This window comes from Pedobacter sp. AJM, assembly GCF_002197755.1.
In the GTDB taxonomy this organism is placed as follows: Bacteria; Bacteroidota; Bacteroidia; order Sphingobacteriales; family Sphingobacteriaceae; genus Pedobacter.
In genome coordinates this window covers 341,805-363,192 of sequence record NZ_NHOT01000003.1, presented here as the reverse complement: position 1 = coordinate 363,192, position 21,388 = coordinate 341,805, and the positions used below count along the sequence as shown (strand labels likewise).

Annotated in this window: 11 protein-coding genes and 1 other RNA gene; 9 read left to right on the top strand and 3 right to left on the bottom strand. The window is 41.2% G+C overall.

Annotated features, from left to right (window positions below; genetic code table 11):
* The first annotated feature begins 206 nt into the window (after positions 1–206).
* Positions 207–2,705 (top strand): phosphocholine-specific phospholipase C, encoded by a 2,499-nt coding sequence (locus tag CBW18_RS07425; protein ID WP_088300659.1) that lies wholly within the window; start codon positions 207–209, stop codon positions 2,703–2,705.
* 109 nt (positions 2,706–2,814) lie between these two features.
* The gene (locus tag CBW18_RS07420; protein WP_088300658.1) at positions 2,815–4,140 is read left to right on the top strand and encodes a putative sensor domain DACNV-containing protein; all 1,326 of its coding nucleotides are present in this window, start codon (positions 2,815–2,817) and stop codon (positions 4,138–4,140) included.
* Between the two features lie 58 nt (positions 4,141–4,198).
* On the opposite strand, the gene CBW18_RS07415 is transcribed toward CBW18_RS07420, so the two are convergent.
* Positions 4,199–5,356, bottom strand: coding sequence for a hypothetical protein (locus CBW18_RS07415; protein ID WP_088300657.1), 1,158 nt, complete (start codon positions 5,354–5,356; stop codon positions 4,199–4,201).
* A gap of 269 nt (positions 5,357–5,625) precedes the next feature.
* Positions 5,626–7,578 carry a glycoside hydrolase family 97 protein gene (locus CBW18_RS07410; RefSeq protein WP_088300656.1) on the bottom strand — a complete coding sequence of 651 codons (1,953 nt, stop codon included), beginning with the start codon at positions 7,576–7,578 and terminating at the stop codon, positions 5,626–5,628.
* A gap of 411 nt (positions 7,579–7,989) precedes the next feature.
* Here CBW18_RS07410 and CBW18_RS07400 point away from each other — a divergent pair, with 411 nt between their 5' ends.
* From CBW18_RS07400 to CBW18_RS07370, 7 genes are all read left to right on the top strand, one after another.
* Positions 7,990–11,259 carry a TonB-dependent receptor gene (locus CBW18_RS07400; RefSeq protein ID WP_172406466.1) on the top strand — a complete coding sequence of 1,090 codons (3,270 nt, stop codon included), beginning with the start codon at positions 7,990–7,992 and terminating at the stop codon, positions 11,257–11,259.
* Between the two features lie 4 nt (positions 11,260–11,263).
* Positions 11,264–12,721, top strand: a complete 1,458-nt coding sequence (locus CBW18_RS07395) for a RagB/SusD family nutrient uptake outer membrane protein (protein ID WP_088300653.1) — start codon at positions 11,264–11,266, stop codon at positions 12,719–12,721.
* 10 nt (positions 12,722–12,731) lie between these two features.
* The gene (locus tag CBW18_RS07390; protein WP_088300652.1) at positions 12,732–13,790 is read left to right on the top strand and encodes a LamG domain-containing protein; all 1,059 of its coding nucleotides are present in this window, start codon (positions 12,732–12,734) and stop codon (positions 13,788–13,790) included.
* A 1,228-nt stretch (positions 13,791–15,018) separates the two neighbouring features.
* The gene (locus CBW18_RS07385) at positions 15,019–17,907 is read left to right on the top strand and encodes a DUF11 domain-containing protein (RefSeq protein WP_088300651.1); all 2,889 of its coding nucleotides are present in this window, start codon (positions 15,019–15,021) and stop codon (positions 17,905–17,907) included.
* Positions 17,908–17,929: 22 nt separating this feature from the next.
* A complete protein-coding gene (locus CBW18_RS07380; RefSeq protein WP_088300650.1) occupies positions 17,930–18,622 on the top strand; it encodes a hypothetical protein in 693 nt (230 codons plus the stop codon).
* A 35-nt stretch (positions 18,623–18,657) separates the two neighbouring features.
* On the top strand, positions 18,658–19,602 hold the full coding sequence (locus tag CBW18_RS07375) for a gliding motility-associated C-terminal domain-containing protein (RefSeq protein WP_088300649.1): 945 nt from the start codon (positions 18,658–18,660) through the stop codon (positions 19,600–19,602).
* Positions 19,603–19,622: 20 nt separating this feature from the next.
* Positions 19,623–20,603, top strand: coding sequence for a type IX secretion system membrane protein PorP/SprF (locus CBW18_RS07370; protein WP_088301324.1), 981 nt, complete (start codon positions 19,623–19,625; stop codon positions 20,601–20,603).
* A gap of 303 nt (positions 20,604–20,906) precedes the next feature.
* On the opposite strand, the gene ssrA is transcribed toward CBW18_RS07370, so the two are convergent.
* Positions 20,907–21,272, bottom strand: a transfer-messenger RNA (tmRNA) gene (ssrA, locus tag CBW18_RS07365).
* Positions 21,273–21,388 lie beyond the last annotated feature (116 nt).

Here is a 21,388-nt window from a genome sequence, read left to right as displayed (position 1 = left end):
CCAAGATATTGATTCTGCGAATTGAAAAATAGATGTCTGAAGGTGAGTTACACCTTAAACCCTGCAGTTGGTTACCCGTTTTGATCGGGCTAAAAAACAATATGAATACCGAGTAAGTGAAAATGTTGACGATAAGCAGGCAGTGGGTACACCGTACCAGATACCACTTGCCACAGATACTCGTTTTAAGATCATAAATAAATATAATGGATACCCGTAGAGATTTTATAAAAAAGGCAGCCCTGTTATCAGGCGGTGCTGCCTTATCCGGCATGTTGCCACCAGCCATACAAAAGGCGCTTGCCATCGACCCTGCCATTGGAAGTACCTTTTATGATGCAGAGCATATTGTTTTCCTGATGCAGGAAAACCGCTCTTTTGATCATGCTTTTGGCATGATGCAGGGGGTGAGGGGCTTTAACGATCCACGAGCCATTACTTTGGCCAATCAGAATAAAGTCTGGCTTCAATCCAATAAAGAAGGTGAAACCTATGCACCATGGCACTTAAATATCAAAGAAACCAAAATTGCCTGGATGGGTTCAACGCGACATAACTGGACCGATCAGACTGATGCAAGAAATGGTGGCAAATATGACCGGTGGCTGGATGTAAAAAAGGCATATATAGCAACTTACGCCCATATGCCGCTTACCATAGGCTACTGCAAACGGGAAGACTTTCCCTTCTACTATGCGCTGGCCGATGCCTTTACCGTTTGCGATCAGAATTTTTGTTCTGTTATTGCAGGAACACACCCCAACCGTTTTTACTGGATGACAGGAACTGTAAGGGAAAGCAATAAGCCAGAAGGCGTAGCGCACTTATGGAATAACAGCAATTATGATAAGCCAACATTAAACTGGAAAACCTTTCCGGAGCGCCTCGAAGAAAATGATGTATCATGGAAAATTTACCAGAATGAATTAACCATGGGCTTTGGTCTTAATGGAGAGGAAAGCTCCTGGTTGAGCAATTTCGGTACCAATGTGATGGAATATTTTCAGCAATATAATGTTCGTTTGCATCCGGGAGCAATTGCTAACCTGACAGAAAAGAAAGCCTTGCTGCTGAAACAAATTGCAGAAGCTGCGAAACAGCCACTTACTGAAGAGGAGCGAAATAAAGTAGAGGCCATCAGAAAATTGCTGGCAAAAACAGAAGAGGAAATGAAAAGTTATACCATGGAAAATCATGCTGACTTATCTGATCTGTCTAAAAACTTAAACGCAAAAGCCTTTGGAATTAATTCAAATGATCCTGATTTTCACCAGTTAAGTCCTTTAAAGTATGATGAAAATGGCGTGGAAAGAGTGTTGAATATTCCTAAGGGAGATATTCTTCACCAGTTTCGTCAGGATGTGGATAATGGAACCTTGCCTACGGTTTCCTGGTTAATGACCCCGGCTAATTTCTCTGATCATCCGGGCGTGCCATGGTTTGGTTCATGGTTTGTAAGTGAAGTAATGGAAATCCTGACCAAAAATCCGGAACAATGGAAAAAAACCATTTTTATCATGACTTACGATGAAAATGATGGTTATTTTGATCATGTACCGCCTTTTGTGCCGCCACATCCGTTTAAAGAAGACGCGGGAAAAGTATCGGATGGAATTGATACCTTATTGGATTATGCAGCGAAAGATCAGCAAACCAATCCCTCTACAAAAGAAAGTAATATCAGGGAAAGCCAGATTGGCCTGGGCTACCGCGTGCCAATGGTAATTGTTTCGCCATGGACCAGAGGCGGTTTGGTATGTTCGGAAGTGTTTGATCATACTTCTTCACTTCAGTTTCTCGAAAACTTTATTCAGAAAAAGTATAATAAAAAAATCGTGGAAGAGAATATCAGTCCATGGCGGAGAACGATTTGCGGAGATTTAAGCTCGGTTTTCAGGCCCTATAACGGTGAAAAGATTACCCATCCCACCTTAATGGAGAAAGAGCCTTTTATGCAAACCATTTATTCTGCTAAATTCAAAGAGCTTCCTGATAATTACCGTAAATTAAGTCAGGAAGAAATTAAGGTAATTAATACGGATCATCGCCTTTCACCATATTTTCCGCAGCAGGAAAAAGGAATCCGGGCGGCCTGTGCATTACCCTACGAACTTTATGTTAGTGGAAGGCTAAAAGGTGATCATTTCCAGCTTCAATTAAGTGCCGGCAATACCGCATTTGCTAAAAAGGCTGCAGGTTCGGCTTTTACGGTATATGGTATGAAGCCATTTAAGGGAGAACAATTAAAAGTATGGGATTATACCGTGAAAGCTGGTGATAAGTTAACCGACGAATTTGCCCTGGCAGATTTTGAAAATGGCCATTATCATTTAAAAGTTCATGGCGCTAACGGATTCATGAGAGAGTTTGCCGGTGATCAGCATAATCCTGCCCTGTCAGTAGCTTGTACTTACGAAAATCAGGCAGGAAAATTAACGGGTAATATCATGTTGTTGATCAGAAATACCAGCCGGCAGGCAGTAGTTGTAACTTTGAATGATTTAAGTTATAAGACTGGAAATAAAGTGATTAAAGTTGCTGCAGAAAGTACAGTAAATTATCTGGTTGATTTGACTAAAAGTTATAATTGGTATGATTTCAGTATCAGCGTAGCTGGAAAAGAGCAATACATCGAGCGTTATGCAGGCAGGGTAGAAACCGGCCGTGTGGGCAAAACCGATCCCTTAATGGGTGGTGTAGTATAGCATTTAAATAAATACTGCTGTAATGATGGAAATTTAATGTTAAGGAATAGCTGTTCATTATCGCCAAACGATTTTCGCTGGCAGGTGTTATACTATAAAAGTAGATCAATTGGAAAATTCACGCCCTCAGGACCTGGCCGTCCTGGTACATGATAAGCTCAGGCTCACGAAGCAAAAATTCCCTCTTCCTGATTTTCAGGTGCTTTCTGATTTTTTTGACTGCTTGTTTTATTCAAGCATGTGTAAGGAAGAAAGTGATCTGATCAGGGTTACGGTAACTTTTATTGATCCATCCAACCCGGATCCGGCACCTCCGACACATATTGTTCCCGAAAGATGGAGTTGCATTGCTTTCGAGCATCCATTAAGTATGGATACCAAAACCCTGGCCAAGCTTTCAAAGGCTGCCGACCCTGCAAGTTCATCCCTTGCGGTTTATTATGATGAAAATGGCAAGCTTTATATTTGGGGAATGATTGATCAGGCCATGCATTATCAGAACTTCCTGAATTATGAATCCGATACCGGTTCCGAACAGCCGGGATTATTCCAGGTGGCAGTAAGTGATATCGGAACCTTGCATGTGCTTTTTGATTATGAACTGCTGGCTACATTAAAGCAAAATGTTTTGGTTAAGCGCTACCTGGATGTGCTGACCATTGGGCCGATATCAAAGATACTGAGAAAGAATGCGGAATTTTTAAAGGTTAACCTTCGTGAATATCTTGAAAAACAACATCCGGAGGAACAATATGCCGAGTGGGAAGATTTTTTGGACGGGCTGTGGATACAAACTTTTTCCAGGCTCCTCCTCAAGATTCAGAACTATCAGCATGGCGGTGCGATATTGCTGGCGGATGACAGTGCCGACCTGGATGTAAAGTACCGGATACATTATGAACGGCTGACGCTGGCCATGGTTGCACATGCCAAGGCTGCTGTAGATAATTATGTTTCTGAAAATATCATTGAGGGAGGCATGCATACCGGCAAAAGAACCATCAGCAAGGATCTGTACCTGCGCGAGTCGGCATCTTTTTATCATAAGAAAGGAACAGCCGATGAAATCAAGGGAGCCATAGATTTTATTGCTTCGCAGAGTTGTGTGGATGGGGTTGTGCTTTTTAACAGAAGCATGGTAACTAATGGCTTTGGTGCGGTATTACGGGCCAAGAAGATGCCGCGCAAAATTTATGTTTCTTCTACCGCTACGGCTACACCTAAGTCGCTGGAAGCACATGATCCGCGTTACTATGGAACCAGACACCGCTCTATGATTGCATATTGCTGGAACCATCCCACAGCTTTGGGCCTGGTGATTTCACAGGATGGTGATATCCGTGCGTTTTCAAAGATTGAAGATAAATTAATCATGTGGGAAAACATCAAAACGCAGCAATACCTCACTACCAGATCTCAGGGTAGAAAGAAGTAGTCCGTTGATTCAGGTAAAATCCTGCGGAGATCAATCTATTTAAGCAAGGCTTATGGTTTTAACTTTTCCGCTTATCAGTGTACTCCATATCGTATAAATGGTTTGGCTGCATATAGATGACATCATGCTGAAAATCAAGAAAAGTATTAAAGCGTTTTAACACTTCATTGCCCAGGATGTGAACATTGATGCCGCGCATGGGTTTATTTTGCGTCAATAACTGTGCAGGTACGTTATTCAATTCAAATGCGCCGATTTTTAAAGTATTTAAGTTTGCCGTTACAACCGGGATTTCATTCTGACGGGTACCATGGATCATCACTTTTTTAATCACCTCCATTTTTTCTATCGGGAACCGAGCCGCTTTTAACAGGTCATTATCCAGCATAACTGTTCGCTGATAGCCCAAATCAAATAAAAACCAGTTTTTGTGGCTGATACCATTTTGGATGATTTTGCTTTCTATAAAAGGCCTGTCATTAATGTAGCGGATATTGAATTTGGAGAATCTGTTATTTTTAATTACCGTTTTGGGTAGCCTGGAATGCACGATTATGAGGTTAAGGTCGTAATTCAGTTCTACAACCATCCCATCAAAAAGATCCCATCCCAGTAATCCATCTGCTTCATTGCCAACCACCTGTGTGTCGTAAATCTTGCTTTTGTAAATCTTCTGACCTACTTTGATTTCGTGGAAAGTATCATAAAGTTTTGGCTTTGACCTGACCTTTTGCCGTAGTACATCGGTAGTGAGTGACATTTCAGTTGCGCCACTGTCAAAATTCATCACTAATGAATCCGTTTTATTTAATACAATGTGAACCAGATTCGTATTATAGGCATTAACGAAAAAAGGTATAGAATCATGCACTTCAGGTGTTAGATTACTGAAGTTTTGAAGTGGACGTGCCTGAATTCGGGTCAGGCAGGAATCTTTACCCTTCAGCAATACCACAAAATCATGATGCCCTCCCGGTTTAAGACGAAAAGTAATGGAATCAACATCGGTTTTAAACTTTACTGTTTTGCTTTTGCTAAACTTGTTGGTGGTATAGGTATCGCGTGCAATTTTCGGGTTAATGCCCCAACCTGATACCGAATTGCCATCTTCATAAATTTTGGCACTTTTGGCACCCGCCAGAACAATGGGTAATTTTTTTTGAGCTAAGCTGGATAAAGTAATGGAGGCAAGCAGTAAGGTGAGAATTGTTTTCATTGGAGAGCAGGTTGACAGAAGATGATCAACTAAAATAGGAAAATTAAAATAATATTGAAATTAATTTTGCTTGACACCTTAAGGAAGATTATCATAGTAGAAGTGATAAACTTTTTTAGACATTTTAACCAAAAAAAGCCTGAAAATATTGAAATTCTCAGACTTTTTGAGGCCAAAGGTTGGCGAATATGCTTGAATACGCTGTTTAGTTTGTAGTATTTTTTGTCTTTTACCGGGCGCATTGCATTGCAGGCCAATTGGCTGATACGTTATTTTCCAACAATTACAGCACCACCATCCGGTAACAATCTGATCTTCATCGTTTTTGATTTACCTAGCGTGTGGGTCAGTTTTTCAGGCTTTCTGTCTTCCTGGTCAGCGTACAGGGTAACCGTTTTTTCTGTCAGCATGGGCAAGGAGAGATTTAAGGTTTTCGTCGTTTTTTCGGCGTTAATGGCGGTGATATACCACTGGCCTTTATGACGACGGGCAAGCACACAATATTTTCCCGGATAGCCATCTATCAAAACAGTTTCATCCCAGGTAGTGGGTACATGCTTCATAAAATCGATCGCATGAGCAGGCACATCCGTTAAATTATTTGGTGTAATTCCGAAGTTTTGAATCGGACTTTGAAACAATATAGCAGTAGCCAGCTGAAAGGTTTCGGTAGTTTTTCTGATGGTACCACCAGAATTGGTTTTGTTATGGCGTTTGTTAAGTAAAACGGGTCCGAATTCCATGGCACCCACAGCATTACGGATAAAGGGATGTAAACTGGCATTAAAAGCTTCCATATCATTGGCATGCTGTCCGAAAATTAAGTTTTCGGAAGCCAGTACGGCTTCACTTCCCGCGTAGTTAGGATACATTTTTTCCCAGCCCCTTGGAAGTGTACAACCGTGAAAAATCACCGTAATACCATAACTATTTGCATCAGCAAGAATATCCTCATATAATTTCATCGTTTCCTGTTTGTCGCCACCAAAGAAATCTACCTTAATTCCTTTAACTCCAATGCGCTGCATCCAGGCCATTTCTTCCTTACGTGCTACGGCGGTATTCATTCTGTTCTTAGGGCCCTGTGGTGCATCATTCCAAAAACCGTTTGAATTATACCAGAGTGCTACCGAAACATTTTTTTCACGGGCATAAGCTGCGAGCTCTTCCATTTTTTTCCGTCCGATCTGCTTATCCCATAAACCATCAATTAAGGTAAATTCATAACCCATGGAAGCGGCCAGATCAATAAATTTTTTCTGATCTTCAAAATTCACACTATTGTCTTGCCAAAGCAGCCAGCTCCAGGTAGAGCGGCCAAAAGTATATGGTTTACTTGCCGCATATTGAGGTTCAACTACATCAAATGGGATAGTGGTTTCCACAATCGGCTTCAAAGTCCTGCCCACAGTAATGGTGCGCCATGGTGTAGCGCCGGGTAATGAAATGGTAGGATTGGCACGACCCATACCGTTATTTTCACCCGTTTCCGGGAATGCAATTTTATAATTTCCGTCTTTTGTGCCTTCGCTGAGTTTTGACCCGCAATAAGCACCGTTTACGCCGGTTTCTGAAAGTAAAACCCAGCCCTGGGTACCCACACGAAATAAAGCAGGAAAGGTATAACCTACACCATACTTAGAAGGCACACCCATTGGCGCATCTACTGTATATTCTTCTTCATAACTGGGTTTCGTTTTCATCCAGCCAATCATTGGCGTAGCCTGAGGGGTAAGAAAGGTGGTGGTAACAGATGGAAAATGATAACCACTGAGTTCCTCTTCAATGATCATGGTGGCAGTCTCTCCGGTTTGAGGAAGACCATAACGGAAAGCAATATCATGATTACTTACCCTGAAAATCACGTTCAGCTGGTTCTTGCCCGCATTCTTAAATGTACAGGTCAGCTCATTTGCCTGGTAATGAACACTGCTTTTTTTTATTTTAGGTTCCTGGTATGTTTGATCTATTTGGCGCGATGCTTTGCTTTCTAACTGAAGCTGCTGAGATAAGTCTGCTCCGGCTCCCCTGATACCTAATGGAGAATCGGCAAGCATTTGCTGCCCGTCTAGTGAAACCTGATAGAACAACTTGCCTTGATTTAACTTCAGTTGCACAGTTAACTTGCCATCAGGACTGGAAACCTGAAGATCCTGTGCATGGGTGTTAAACCAAAATAATAACAAAATGCACGCTGAAGAAATGTTTTTAATGATGGTCATATTAGGAGGTTGATAAATTTTTTATAAAAACAGATAGGGTAGGGATACTTGTTGCCTGGAATACTTTTTAATGGAATAAGTTTGCTGCAATACATCAATTGGATATATACAGCACTTCAACATTGTAAAAATGGGAAAGTAGACGTTGGGCTTTTGAAGCATGGCGATCATATCTGGTTATCCTTGGCAGCGAAAATTCAAACATCGGCTCATGGAAATGAACGGATTGAAACGCTGCTTAAGAAATGTAAATATATTACTTTTTTATAAATGTCCTAATAACGTTTATAATGATACTTCAAAATCAGAATGTTCTGCCTGCCTGTGGAAAATAAAATATGCTTTACTAAAACATTTTCATCATCTGGATTGTATTGCAGTACGATTAAGATTATTAACCCGAAATTTAAGATGAAGTTACTGTTACGAAGGTATTTCCTATTTCTTATGTTAGCTGCTGCTGCTGTCAATGTACAGGCTCAGACTACTCCGGATTCGCTCGGGCGGCGACCGGATTCTACGGCGAAAACACAAATTCCGCCAGATCCGGTTCCAAAAGTACCAGCTACATCAGTACCGCCAATTAACGTTCCTCCAACTTCCAGCCCGGTCAAATCTGCTGTCCCGGCTTCCGCTAGTCAAAATACACTAACTAAAACTTCCCGGCCAAATGTTTCCGATACCACTTCAAGAGTATTGAAAGGTATTGTAAAAGATGAAAAAGGAAATCCTGTTCCTGGTGCCATTATACAGGTAGTAGGAAAACCAAATAAAGTAAATACTGATGCTGATGGCCGCTTTAGCATAAACCTTCCTGACCGTAATTCATCCATTCGGGTGTTGTTTATTGGCTATAATACCAAAATCTTGCGACCAGGTAATCAAATGGAAATAGTCGTTTCTTTAATGCCGGTAAGCAAGACGTTAGATGATGTTGTAATTACCGGCTATTCATCCCAGCAAAAAAAGGATCTTACCGGAGCCGTTTCCCAGGTCAGGTCTACCGATATAGATAATATGCCTGTAGGCGGGGTAGATCAGGTATTACAGGGAAAAGCTGCCGGCGTATCCGTAACGCAAGGCACCGGTGCTCCGGGTGAGGGCATTGCCGTAAGGATTCGCGGTGTAGGAACCATTAACAATAATAATCCGCTATATGTGATTGATGGTGTACCCAGTACTTCAGGCATCAATCAGATTTCTCCGACAGATATTGAAAGCATCAGCATTTTAAAAGATGCTTCTTCTGCTTCCATTTATGGCGCAAGGGCATCGAACGGAGTTGTGGTAGTTACCACTAAAAAAGGGAAATCTGGTAAATCAATAGTTAATCTTTCACAATATACCGGCGTTCAGGTTCATGGCGATTTAATCAAGATGGCCAATACGCCGCAATATGTTGCAGCCTTTAATGCTGCCGCCGTTGCTGATGGACGGACACCAATTCCTGCTTCCCTTGCTGCAAGCTTGCCTGATGTAAATTGGCAGAAAGAAGTGTTGCAACCGGCACTGATTAATAACAGCAACCTTTCCGTAAGTGGTGGCAATGAAACCGGGAATTACCTGGTGGCTGCCAATTATTACAAACAAGATGGATTGATCAATAATAGCGCTTATGACCGGTTTAACCTGCGCACAGCGGTAAACAGCACCCTGTCCAAAGTCTTTTCTACGGGAATAAACCTGAATCTTTCTTATGCAAAAACCAAACAGGTAGGTGCTTCGGGTGATGGTTTTGGAAACGGCAATCAAGGAGCCAGCGTCATGCGCTATGCTCTTTTCCGTACGCCGGCTACTCCGGTGTTTAAAGCCAATGGCGATTATGTAGATCTGCCTGAAAATTCAAATTTCTTTGGTGATGGGTTAAATCCAGTGGGTTATGCAGATAACTTCGACCGGAACAATAATGCTTATAGCGCGTTAGGTAATGTATTTGTAGAGGCTAAAATTATCGACGGACTAAAATTCCGTACGACTTTGGGTGGAACATTGGTTATCACTGATTTTAAACAGTTCTTTAAAATTTGGGGAGACCGTGCACAAAACTCCCCTGGCAGTCTGGCCCGTGCTAATGCGAACCAGTTAGATTATAACTGGACCAATACATTAACCTATAACCTGAAGTTTGGTGAAAAGCATGATTTAACTATTCTTGCCGGAACAGAAAATATCAAAAGCCGCACGAACGGCCTTTCTGCATCCAGATCAATTTTCCCAAACCAATCTGAAGATTTTCAATATCTTGATAACGGAATTGGCATACAGCAAAATGGCGAGAACGAATCGAGATGGGCACTTTTCTCCCTTTTTGGTCGTGCTGATTATCAGTATGCCGATAAATACCTGGCCAGCTTTACTGTACGCAGGGATGGATCGTCCAGGTTAAATCCGGCTAACCGTTATGGTAATTTCTATGCCGGATCAATAGGGTGGAGGCTGGATCAGGAAGCGTTTCTGAAAAATTTCAAGTCGCTTTCCATGCTAAAATTAAGGGCTAGTATCGGTCAAACCGGCAACCAGGAAATCAGCAATTATGCGTATACCTCATTGAATTCTTTTGTCGGGTTTTATCCCTTCGGTGGTACACCTGTAATAGGTAATTCGCTTACCTCAAGAGGGAATGCAAACATCACCTGGGAAACCAGTACGCAAAGTAACTTTGGTTTAGATGCCGGATTTTTTGATAATAAGCTTCAGTTCAGTGCCGATTATTTCATTAGAGATAATTCCGATATTCTTTTTGCCAATCCTTTGCCACCAAGTGCAGGCGGGGGCGGAAGTCCTTATGTGAATGCCGGTAAAGTGCGTAACCAGGGGCTTGAACTTCAAATCTCTTACCGTGATCAGATTTCTGAAAACTGGAGTTACGATGTATCAGGAAATATGGCTACGCTTCAAAATAAAGTGCGTTCGCTGGCTGGATCACCGATTGTTGGTGGAAGGATAGACAATGAATATTATGCTACGCTTACTGCAGTAGGGCAACCAATAGGGGCATTTTATTTGCTTCCTATGGAAGGAATTTTCCAGAACAACCTGGATATCTTTACACATGCTTATCAGGGTAATGGCATTCAGCCAGGCGACGTGAAGTATAAGGATAGCAATGGAGATGGGATTATTGATGAGAAAGACCGGCAGTTTGCCGGAAGTCCTATTCCAAAACTCACTTACGGCTTTACCGGGAACCTGAAGTTTAAACAGTTTGATCTTAGTGTATTTTTTCAGGGGGCATATGGCAATAAGTTGTATAACCAGGTGGCCACAGATATTGAAGGTTTTTATCGTGCCTTTAACATTACCGAACGTGTAGCCACGGGCAGCTGGAATGGGGCGGGCAGTACCGATCAGTTTCCACGCCTTACCTGGAGCTCTGCTTCTTCCACAAACAATAAAAGACCATCAACCCGTTTTCTAGAAGATGGGTCTTATTTGAGATTAAAAAATCTGCAGATTGGCTATAGTTTGAGCCCGAAAGTGCTCTCTGCCTTGAAAATAGCATCAATGCGCATTTATATGAGCGGACAAAATCTTTTAACCTTTACAAAATATACCGGCCTTGATCCGGAGATTTATACCAGTAGTAATAGTCAGGGCGATGGTGTAAGGGCTGTTGGTATTGACTGGGGAACTTATCCATCTGCAAGAGTTTATACACTTGGCTTGAACCTTAACTTCTAATCTGATGAAAAAAATATATATACTTTCTTTTGCCTTGTGCCTGATTTCTATAACGGGTTGCAAGAAATTTTTAGATCAGCCTGCACTGGGTTACTATTCTGATGCAGATCTGTTCAGCAATGAGTCTACGGCCAGAACGGCTGTGAATGCAGCTTATATCCCGCTTACTTTTACGGATGCTTCCAGTAATCCTGTTTGGGTATTAGGTGATGTGGCTACGGATGATGTTGTTATCGGAGGAAACGCGGGTGAACAGGCAGATTATACCGCTATTGATCTGTACAATATCCTGCCGGGAAATGCTGCCGTACAATCTTTATGGGCCAGGTATTATGATGGTATTAACCGCTGTAATGTGATCACTGATGGGCTTAAGACCGATAATACAGCAATCACTGAACCTGCTAAAACGCAATTGCTTGCCCAGGCGAAATTTCTGCGGGCATATTATTATTTCCTGCTGACTAATTTTTATGGAAACATTCCGCTGCGCTTAAAAGTGAGTACGCTTGAGGACGCTGCCGTAGCTGCATCTCCGCAGGCACAAGTATACACCCAGATTGAAAAAGACCTCACGGAAGCCGCCGCCGGTTTACCCCAAAAATGGGAATCAAACAACGATCTGGGTCGGGCAACCAAAGGTGCCGCACTGGCTTTATTGGCCAAGGCCTCTCTATTTCAACAAAAATATACGCAGGCCATTCAATACAGCGAACAGGTAGAAGCCTTAGGTTATGCATTAACAGACCGCTTTGCCGATAATTTTAATGCATCTGCCAAAACCAATAGTGAAGTCATATTTTCAGTATGGCACAGCCGCGGGGCACAACCTTCACAGGGAAATTCCTTGAATTACTGGTTTGCACCCCGGGCTTTAAATGGAGCAGGTACTTATTTTCCAACACAAAGTCTGGTCAATAATTTTGAAGCGAATGATCCCCGGCTTGATCTGACTATTGCAAGGACAGGGAAATCCTATTATGATAATACTTTTGACCCTTCATGGAGCAGCACAGGTTATCTCTCCAAAAAACATGTTCAACCATTGAGTGAGGTACCTACTACCACTAAAAACGATGGAAACCTGAATTATGAGGCGTTGCGTTTTGCAGATCTATTGCTTATCAAGGCTGAGGCACTGAACGAATCAGGTCAATCTGCTGCTGCGCTAGTGCCGCTAAATAAAGTGCGTGAAAGGGCAAGAAAAAATTATGACGGTACGCCTCCGGCCGATCTGCTAGCTGCGGTAACAGTGATTAATCAATCCGATTTAAGGGAAGTAATCCGCAGGGAAAGACGCTCAGAACTTGCATTGGAGTTTCAACGCTTCTTTGATGTGATCCGTTATGGCGAGGCATATGCCAATGCTGCAATAAAGCCTGGTGCGCCAAACTTTAATTATACAAACAACCGGTTTTTTCCAATTCCTCAAACGGAATTAAACGCCAACGGTAAACTTTAATACCATTAAAATGAATATTAAAAATTATAAACCATCATTGAAATACCCGTTTTATTTGCTGCTGGCTATTGCTGTTTTTGCATCCTGTAAAAATGAAGCCAATCTGCCAGATTATGCTTCCAATAAATCAAGCCTTACCCAACTTACTGATTCTGTTAAGCAACTGTATAATCAAAGTGTGGAAGGCCACGATATCGGTCAGTACCCTAAACAAGCCAGGCTGCAGTTTAAATCTGCTATTGATCTGTCCGCAACAGTTGTTACAGGAGCTTACACTCAGGAGGAAGTGAATAATGCCTTAGCCAATTTGAGGCGTGCCGCCACTGACTTTGGCGCAAGAAAAATTGAAGAAGTAGCTGCAGCCAACCTGGTGGCGAAATGGCTTTTTAATGGTAATGCAGCGGATGCTACCGGCAATGGCCATAATGGAACTTTAATGACAGGGATTATCGGAACAGCTGATAATCACCAGGATGGCGGAGTTTTACCAGTGGCCACTACTGATCGCTTTGGTCAGGCTAACAATGCCTATGCTTTCGAGCAGGGCGCTTATATTGAAGTTCCTTACAGCCCAGCACTTAACCCGCAGGTATTGAGTATCAGCCTCTGGATTAACGTTAAAGAAGCTTTTGCTGATAATTATCTCCTTTCTTTAAATAAATGGAACGGTTTTAAATTCCAGCTTCAGTCTGATAATTTTTTATTCATGACACTGAAAACCCCAGCTGCTACTTATGATAGGGATAGTAATCCTGGGAAAATGGCAGTGGGAACATGGCACCACGCTGTAGTTACGGCAGGGAATGGTACCATAAGCTTTTATGTAGATGGTGTGCAAACACGATCTGAAAGTGCTGCCGGTAACGCATCTGTCCTTACCACACCTGTAAATTTAGCCATTGGCCAGATTCTGCCCAAAGGCATATTAAGCTTTACAGATAAAAGCAGTCCGTTTTATTTTTCCAATGCTGCTTTTTTTAAAGGATCTATGGATGATATCAGGTACTATAATAAAGCTTTGAGTGCCGATGAAGTGCTGAAAATCTACAACAACGAAAAGCCGGATTAGAGTTATTCCGATACGTAAGTTAAGGAACTCCCGTAAACAGGGAATCCTGATAACAAATGCGACGAAAAACGAGGCTGTATCATAAATTCGAAATGTCACCCTGTCTAAGGACTTTAGAAAAATACCCGGATGGTGTTTATACAGGCTCAACATGACAAATCTGGAAATATGATACAGCCTCTTATTTTATTAACAATTGATATTAAGATGTCTCTAGCGGATTCCACTGTACAATGGCTAAATAAATTTTACGCCACATTAGCTTTCATTCAAAAAAATGAGCATTTCCGCTATCAGGCATGACACTATTTAGGCAATCCATTTAAAAAGTTTAGCACATCCCGGCCAATTTCTTTAGCGTTTGTTTCAAGGGCGAAGTGGCCCGTGTGATAGAATTTAACCGTTGCATTAGGATTATCGCGTTATAGGCTTCGGCACCAGCAGGTAAAAAGTAAGGGTCTTTATTCCCCCAAGCGGCTAAAAGTTGTGGATGATAAGCCCTGAAATAGGCATGAAATTTGGATACATGGCTCCGTTAGTGCTATAATCTTTTACGAAATCGAGTTGTATTTCAATATTTCCAGGGCGATCCAAAAAGTGTTGATCCAAAGTGTAGGTTTCTGGCGCAATCAGTGTTGGATCAGATACTCCCTCATGGTACTGATATCATGTTGCTTCTTTAGATATAAAATCCTTGACCAACTTGGGCGAAGATTGTTTTAAGGAAATTAAACCTAATGATGCAAGATCACCGGCCTTATTTTTCCTATTTACCTATAATTTTAAAATGACGTCGTCATTCATAGATTTTTTTAAGAAAAAAACTAAAAAAACTTTTCTCATGTAAATTTAAAGTACAGAAATAATTTAAAAGCCTCAATAAAAGATATTTAAAACAAATCAAAACTCAAAAAACAAACAAATTGAATTATTTTTATGCTGATTCGCGTATCAATAGAAATACAGCCAATTTTAGTTGTGTGTTAATTGATTTAAAACCGCTTTAAAATGCATTAAAATTAATATTTAGGGTGTTTTTTAGTGCAAAATAATTCTTTAAATTGGCCTGTAAAATCCCCAAAAACCATACATTTTTCATTTACGTAAATAGGTGATCCGCTTAAAAGGTGATTAACCTGATTGTGTAAAATTTATTAAGATGTATCCATACATTTTAATAAATCTCAGAACCATGTTAGGCACATAAGGGGCTTTATAAGGTTGGTGTATGGTTAAAGGGTTACTACTGTTTTTATTTAATAGGTTAGCAGGGTTAATATTGCTTATTGCGGTAAGTAATACTGCTGTGCAATGTAAAACCAAAACACACATCAGCTTAGCTGCTTTTTCCTATTCGGCAACCATACATGCCGGAAAACTGTTATCTCCACCTCCTTATTCTGTACATTATATTGCCCCAGCACCCTGGCAATACTGGAGCAAGGCCAATGAGATTGTGATTGCATCAGAAAGTGGAACCGTTACCGGAACCATATCTAAAAGCGATGGTACTGTATTATTTAATTTTACCTGCACGCAGGGTACTCCTTATGTACAACGCTTTAGCGGGTTACCTAAAGACGCGCCCGCATACCCACTGAATACCGTAATTAACGCAGCAGGTTTAATAGTAAACGCGACAGGCACAATTTCGGTGAACTTAAGAAATGTAGCTTCTGATAATTTAGGGACTGATGGTACTGATGAAGATATTAAAGGAAATGCTTCACTCTTTAGTTTTGGTGATGCGGCAATAGGAACATCTTTTAGGGTAGGCTATTATCGGGATGGAAATCTTGCAAGTTCTGCACACCCGCCAATCTATAGCATTATGGCCATCCAAAATAATACTATTGTTAAGATAGGCGGAGTGGCTACAGCTACATTAAATGCCGGACAGAGTTATTTATTCAATGCACCTATCGGAACATTGGTTGAATCTTCACAATCTACCGTAATGAACACTTCTGCAGATCTGGATGCGCCGGGTGGCTGCGGTGATGGTGCCTACAATCCTATTCCGCCAATTGCTTCCTTGGGTAAGGAGTATGTAGTGGTTAGGGGCGAAGGTAATATGATTGCAGAGCAAACTACAATAATTGCAACGGAGGCAAACACCAGCATAAGGGTGATCAATTTTGATCAAAACGGAGTTCAGAAAGGATCAACAACATACACCTTAGCACAGCCCGGAGATAAGCAAACCTTTAACCATGGTTATCTGAACGGAGATTATGATCCGGCAAAAAATACCGGTAGATATTCCTCTACCTATATCTCTTCGACTAAAAATATTGAAGTGTTTTCGGGTACGGCAGGTGCTTCTGGCGGCAAAGGTTGTGAGGTGGATGTGGCTACATTAGTCCCGATATCCAGTTGTTCTGGTTCTAAAAAGGTAGAAACCACTAAATTTACAGCCTATAACCAAAATACTAACCTGGATTATTTCGGTTATATTATTACAAGTAGTACAGATAGAATTTTTTTGACTTCAAATGGCAACCCGCCTTATAACAATAAAGACATTGAAACTATAGCGGGCATAAACAGTCGCAAACCGCTGGGCAATACGGGCTTATCTTTGGTGAGTTTTACGCGTACTAATATCGGAGAGCCCGCTACCATTATACTCACTAGTGCAAGCAGGCTTACGGTTTCGATGGTGCAGCAAAGTAATGCCTTTTCGATGTCTAATTTTATTTCCCGTTTCCCTGAAAAGGCAGAACAACCTGCTGTCAGTCAAACAGATTGTACTACTGCAACACTAACTGTTAAGCCAAATGCAGGCCCGTACCAATGGTATCTGAATGGTGAGCCGATAAACGGCGCTACGAACAATACGTACGTGGCCACATTATCTGGAAATTACAGTGTGACTACGCAGTTAGAATGTGGTATCAGCGCCCCTTCATTACCTTTAAACATCTCCCTTTGTAATATCGACCGCTCCATTACTAAAACGGTTAATGTAGCCTACCCGGAATTAAACAGCAATGTCGTATTTACCCTAAAGGCCGAAAATTTAGGTAATGGCAATGCAGTAGGGGTGTCAGTTACGGATTTGTTGCCTAACGGGTTTACCTATGTATCAAACGTAGCACCACAGGGCACCAGTTATGATCCAGCTTCTGGAGTATGGACCATTGGCGATTTAGCCAGTAATACTAGCATAAGTTTAACGATTACGGCCCAGGTGGTAAAAACAGGCCAGAATGTAAATACTGCGACCATTACGGGTACTCAATCTGATCAGGTATCCAATAATGATCAGAGCTCGGTTACCACCAATACAGGTTCTGGCGATCGAATAGTTTGTGTAGGTACAACGATGGATGATATTATTTATGACATCCCGTCAGGTACGACTAACGTTAGCGTTGCGGGATTACCGGTTGGCATAACTTCAGCCTATAATCGTTCAACAAAAAAATTAACCATTAGTGGTACACCCACTACCGCAGGTTCAGCAAAAACTTACACCGTAACTGGTACTGCCGGAAATGCATTAAGCATAACCGGAAATATTACAGTAAACGGAAAGGTTAGCACCCCCGTTTTTAACGGTGGATTAACTGATAAACGCTGTATTGGTGCCGGCACAGACACTTATAGGGCAACTGCAAGCAACACTACAGAAATAGTGTATTCGCTATTGCCTTTAGCGGCAGGTATTGTTGATGCCACCAGTGGTCAGGTAACCTGGAATGATACCTTTTCAGGTACGGCAACGATAACTGCTACTGCTAGAGGTTGCGAAGAGAAAAAAACAGATTTTATCGTAGTGATAAGTGGCCTGCCCGGTTTAACGCTTGGTACTGAACCTGAAATTTGTCAGGGCTTTACGGCATCATCATTAAGTTATACCAACCCGGTAAATAACCCTGTAACATATAGCATTAATTGGAATACAGCTGGTTTTGATCCTGTGATTAACCAGACTTTACCAGTAGGAAGTATTCCTTTTAACATCCCTGTTAATGCCCCGGTAGGTATGCATACGGGCATACTAACCTTAAAAAATGCAGCAGGCTGCAGTGCTCAAATTAATTTTAACCTTAAAATAAATCCAAAACCATCAGCGCCGCATGTGCTGGTGCAAACTACATCTCAATATTAATTAAACAAAAAAATCAGTCCCCATGAAAAATTCTACTACAAAAACCATCCTCGCAGTTATTTTCGTTATCATCTGCACATTTTCAAAAGTATCTGCACAGGTACTTCCAAACACCCCTGGGGTGAGTTTATTCTGTAAGGGTTCAGACCTTACTTTGCCATCTCCTCCTTCCGGAGAAGACTGGATTGTGAAGTATAGTGCAACGCAAACTACTACGCCAGGTACAGGTATTACTTTAGTGTCAGGAAATAAAATTGCAGCAGCTGATTTAAATACCGGCTATTATTATTTAAGTTCCAAATCAACCATAGCAGGTGCCTGTGAGTCTGAATTGCAGGAAATACCGGTATATGTACTTAAACCTTTGGTAGTTGATTTTACACCTGCCAATTTCTGTTTGGAAAGTCCGTTGGCACAGGTTGGTTCAGTTACCAATCCGGAAGATCCTACCATCACTACATTGGCCTATCAATGGTATACTGTTGAAGGTACTGTAGAAACTGCAATAGCAGGTGCAACAGCAAAAGATTATACACCATCTGCGCCTGCTACAGTTGGAACAAAAAAACACAGGTTAAAAGTAGGTTATGTAATTGGTAGCAAAAACTATTGTGCGCAAACTGCAGATCATGATATTACGGTTACAGCTAAGCCAACAAAACCAACCATTACGCCAGGAACCATTACAGGTACTGCCACCGCAGTTACTTTCTAGGTAGAAGGTTACATTTTCTGAAATATAAGGTATAAATGAAACGAAGGGTATTCTCCTTTCTGTCATTGGCTTTGATGTTGTTTTTTATTCAAACAGCAATGGGCCAGATTGCTTCCGAAGGGCGGCAAACGATTGCGATCTCACCAGGATCGTCAGTGGTTTTGCGTGCAAATTCGGCGGGGGCAGCTTCGTATATCTGGTATAAGGATAATGTATTGGTGAACGGGCAAAATAAACAGACACTGATTACCGCAACTGCAGGAATTTATAGAGTGGCTACATGGAATGCGCTGGGCTGCTTCTCAGATTTCTCTGATGAAATGGAAGTCGTTGTGCCACATAGATCTGTTGCCGATGTAGCCATCACAAAGCGGTCAGAATCAAAAATTGTAGTCGTTGACCAGGTCTTTGATTATTATCTAAACGTCATTAATAATGGTTCACATGATGCCTCCCAGCTGGAAATTAAAGATGCGCTTCCAAATAACTTATTATTGGAACGCCTTGAACAGCCTACAGATGGCTTAGCCACCTTCGATCAATCTAAACAAACCATCAACTGGAATATTCCTTTACTGGCCAACGGTAAGTTTGCTGAACTGGTGGTTAAAGTGAGAGCGAAACAATCTGGTATAGTGAGTAATACAGCCGTGGTTACGGTTAAAGAGTTTGATCCGAATTTGGCCAATAATACATCAACCGATCAAAAAGAGATTTCAGGTTTAAGAATACCAAATGTTTTTACGCCTAATGGGGACGGCAAAAACGACACTTTTTATATCCAACTTCTGGAATCATTTGAATCAAATGAAGTAACCATTATTAACCGTTGGGGAAGTACGGTTTACCAATCCGATCATTACCAAAATGATTGGACTGCTCAGGGACTGGCAGACGGAACCTATTTCTATATAGTTAAAGTGAAGAACGGAACATCAGCCTGGCAGGATTACAAAGGTTACATAACCGTAATACGGTAAATATGATAAAATATATAAGCATGAACATTTGGAGAGGGATATTTTTTGTTTTAATCATGATTACATCTGCTTTTAAGCTTTTGGCGCAACAGGATGCCCAGTTTGGACAGTATGTATTTAATGGCATGTATATCAACCCGGCATATGCAGGTTATAAGGAAGAACTTTATCTTCAGGCTTTTGCCAGGGCACAATGGACCGGCGTTCGAGGTGCACCGCAAACTCTTTCCATATCTGCAGATGAAGCAGTTAATGATGAAAGTTTAGGCCTCGGCATGATCATCACCAAAGATAAAATTGGTGCACAAAGTAGTTTAAATGCATCTGCAAACTTTGCCTACCGGATAAAACTGGATCGTACCGAAACCAATATCCTTGCCTTTGGTTTGGGCGTAGGTGTAATTCAATCATCCTTAAACGGTAATTTGCTGGAGGCTATTGAAGAAGGTGATAACCGTATCGTTACGGGAGTGGTCAGTCAAACCACACCTGATGTAAGAGCCGGTGTTCATTATTCCAACGAAAAGTTTTTTATTGGCTTTTCTGCCAACAATCTTCTGGCCAAATCACTATCAGTATTTAGCGATTACAATGCGCTTAATGTAAAAGTTCAACCACATTTTTACCTCACCGCAGGCATGGCATTTCCTGTAAGTGAGGATTTCGTTTTTAAACCTACCTTTTTAATTAAGGATGATTTACATGGACCAACTTCTCTAGATTTAAATGCCTTTATATTAATCAAAGAGCGTTTCTGGCTTGGCGCAGTTTACCGGACTTCAGTAGAACTTTATCCCAAAGGCAATCTGCAGCGCGGTCTGAACAGTAAGGCTGCTGCTGGTTTCATCAGTGAATTTTTTATCCGGTCCAACCTGCGTATTGGTTATGGTTATGATTATAGCCTGAACAAGCTAAATAATTATGATTACGGCTCGCATGAAATATCGGTTGGATATTATATTGAAACTAAAAAGAGCCGGAGACCGAAGTGTTATTTTTAAGTTTTGTGAAACCTATTAACTTCAATTGTCTTCGATTTACAGGTCATTAAAATGGTAGATAATCCCACCTCCGGAACCTTAATCATAAAAACGACCGCCAGTTAATGAAACTTCATATTCATATTATTGATAAAAAGTTTTTCGGTAGCATCAAATCATCATTAAAGGTATGTTTTAAATATAGGGTTATACCTTCTGCCAGAATTAGGGTGAATATGGTTTTCAGATCTGTACCAGACTTAAAAACCATAAAAAAAAGAAAATCCGCGAGATTATTGAAATTTCGCGGATTCTTTTGAAGATTTGTGGAGCCGAAGGGAGTCGAACCCTTGTCCAGTTGTGAGATAAATTATACCTTCTACATGCTTATTTTTCAATTAATTTTCGAATGATAAACGGGCTGAAAACCGACCTTGTTCATCACCTTAGATACTTGATCTCACTTTAAGTCGTATCTCCTTAAAGCCAGCTTTGTTGTTTCGATGCCCCGGATTCTAACCCAACAATGCAACAGTCAGAGGGACAAAAGCTATCTAATTCTAAATTAGGCAGCTAAGGCGTAAGTGTTTTCGCCAACTAAAATGTGATCGTTCACTTTAAGTGCTCTCCGAACAACGCACTGCATGCTAACATAACCTTCGCCACCCTGTCAAATCCAAGAACGGCCCCGGTTTAGGTCTAAAGTCTAAAGTCTAAAGTCTAAAGTCTAAAGTCTAAAGTCTAAAGTCTAAAGTCTAAAGTTGAAAACCTGGTTGCAAATGTACAAAAAAAATGCCAAATACAGC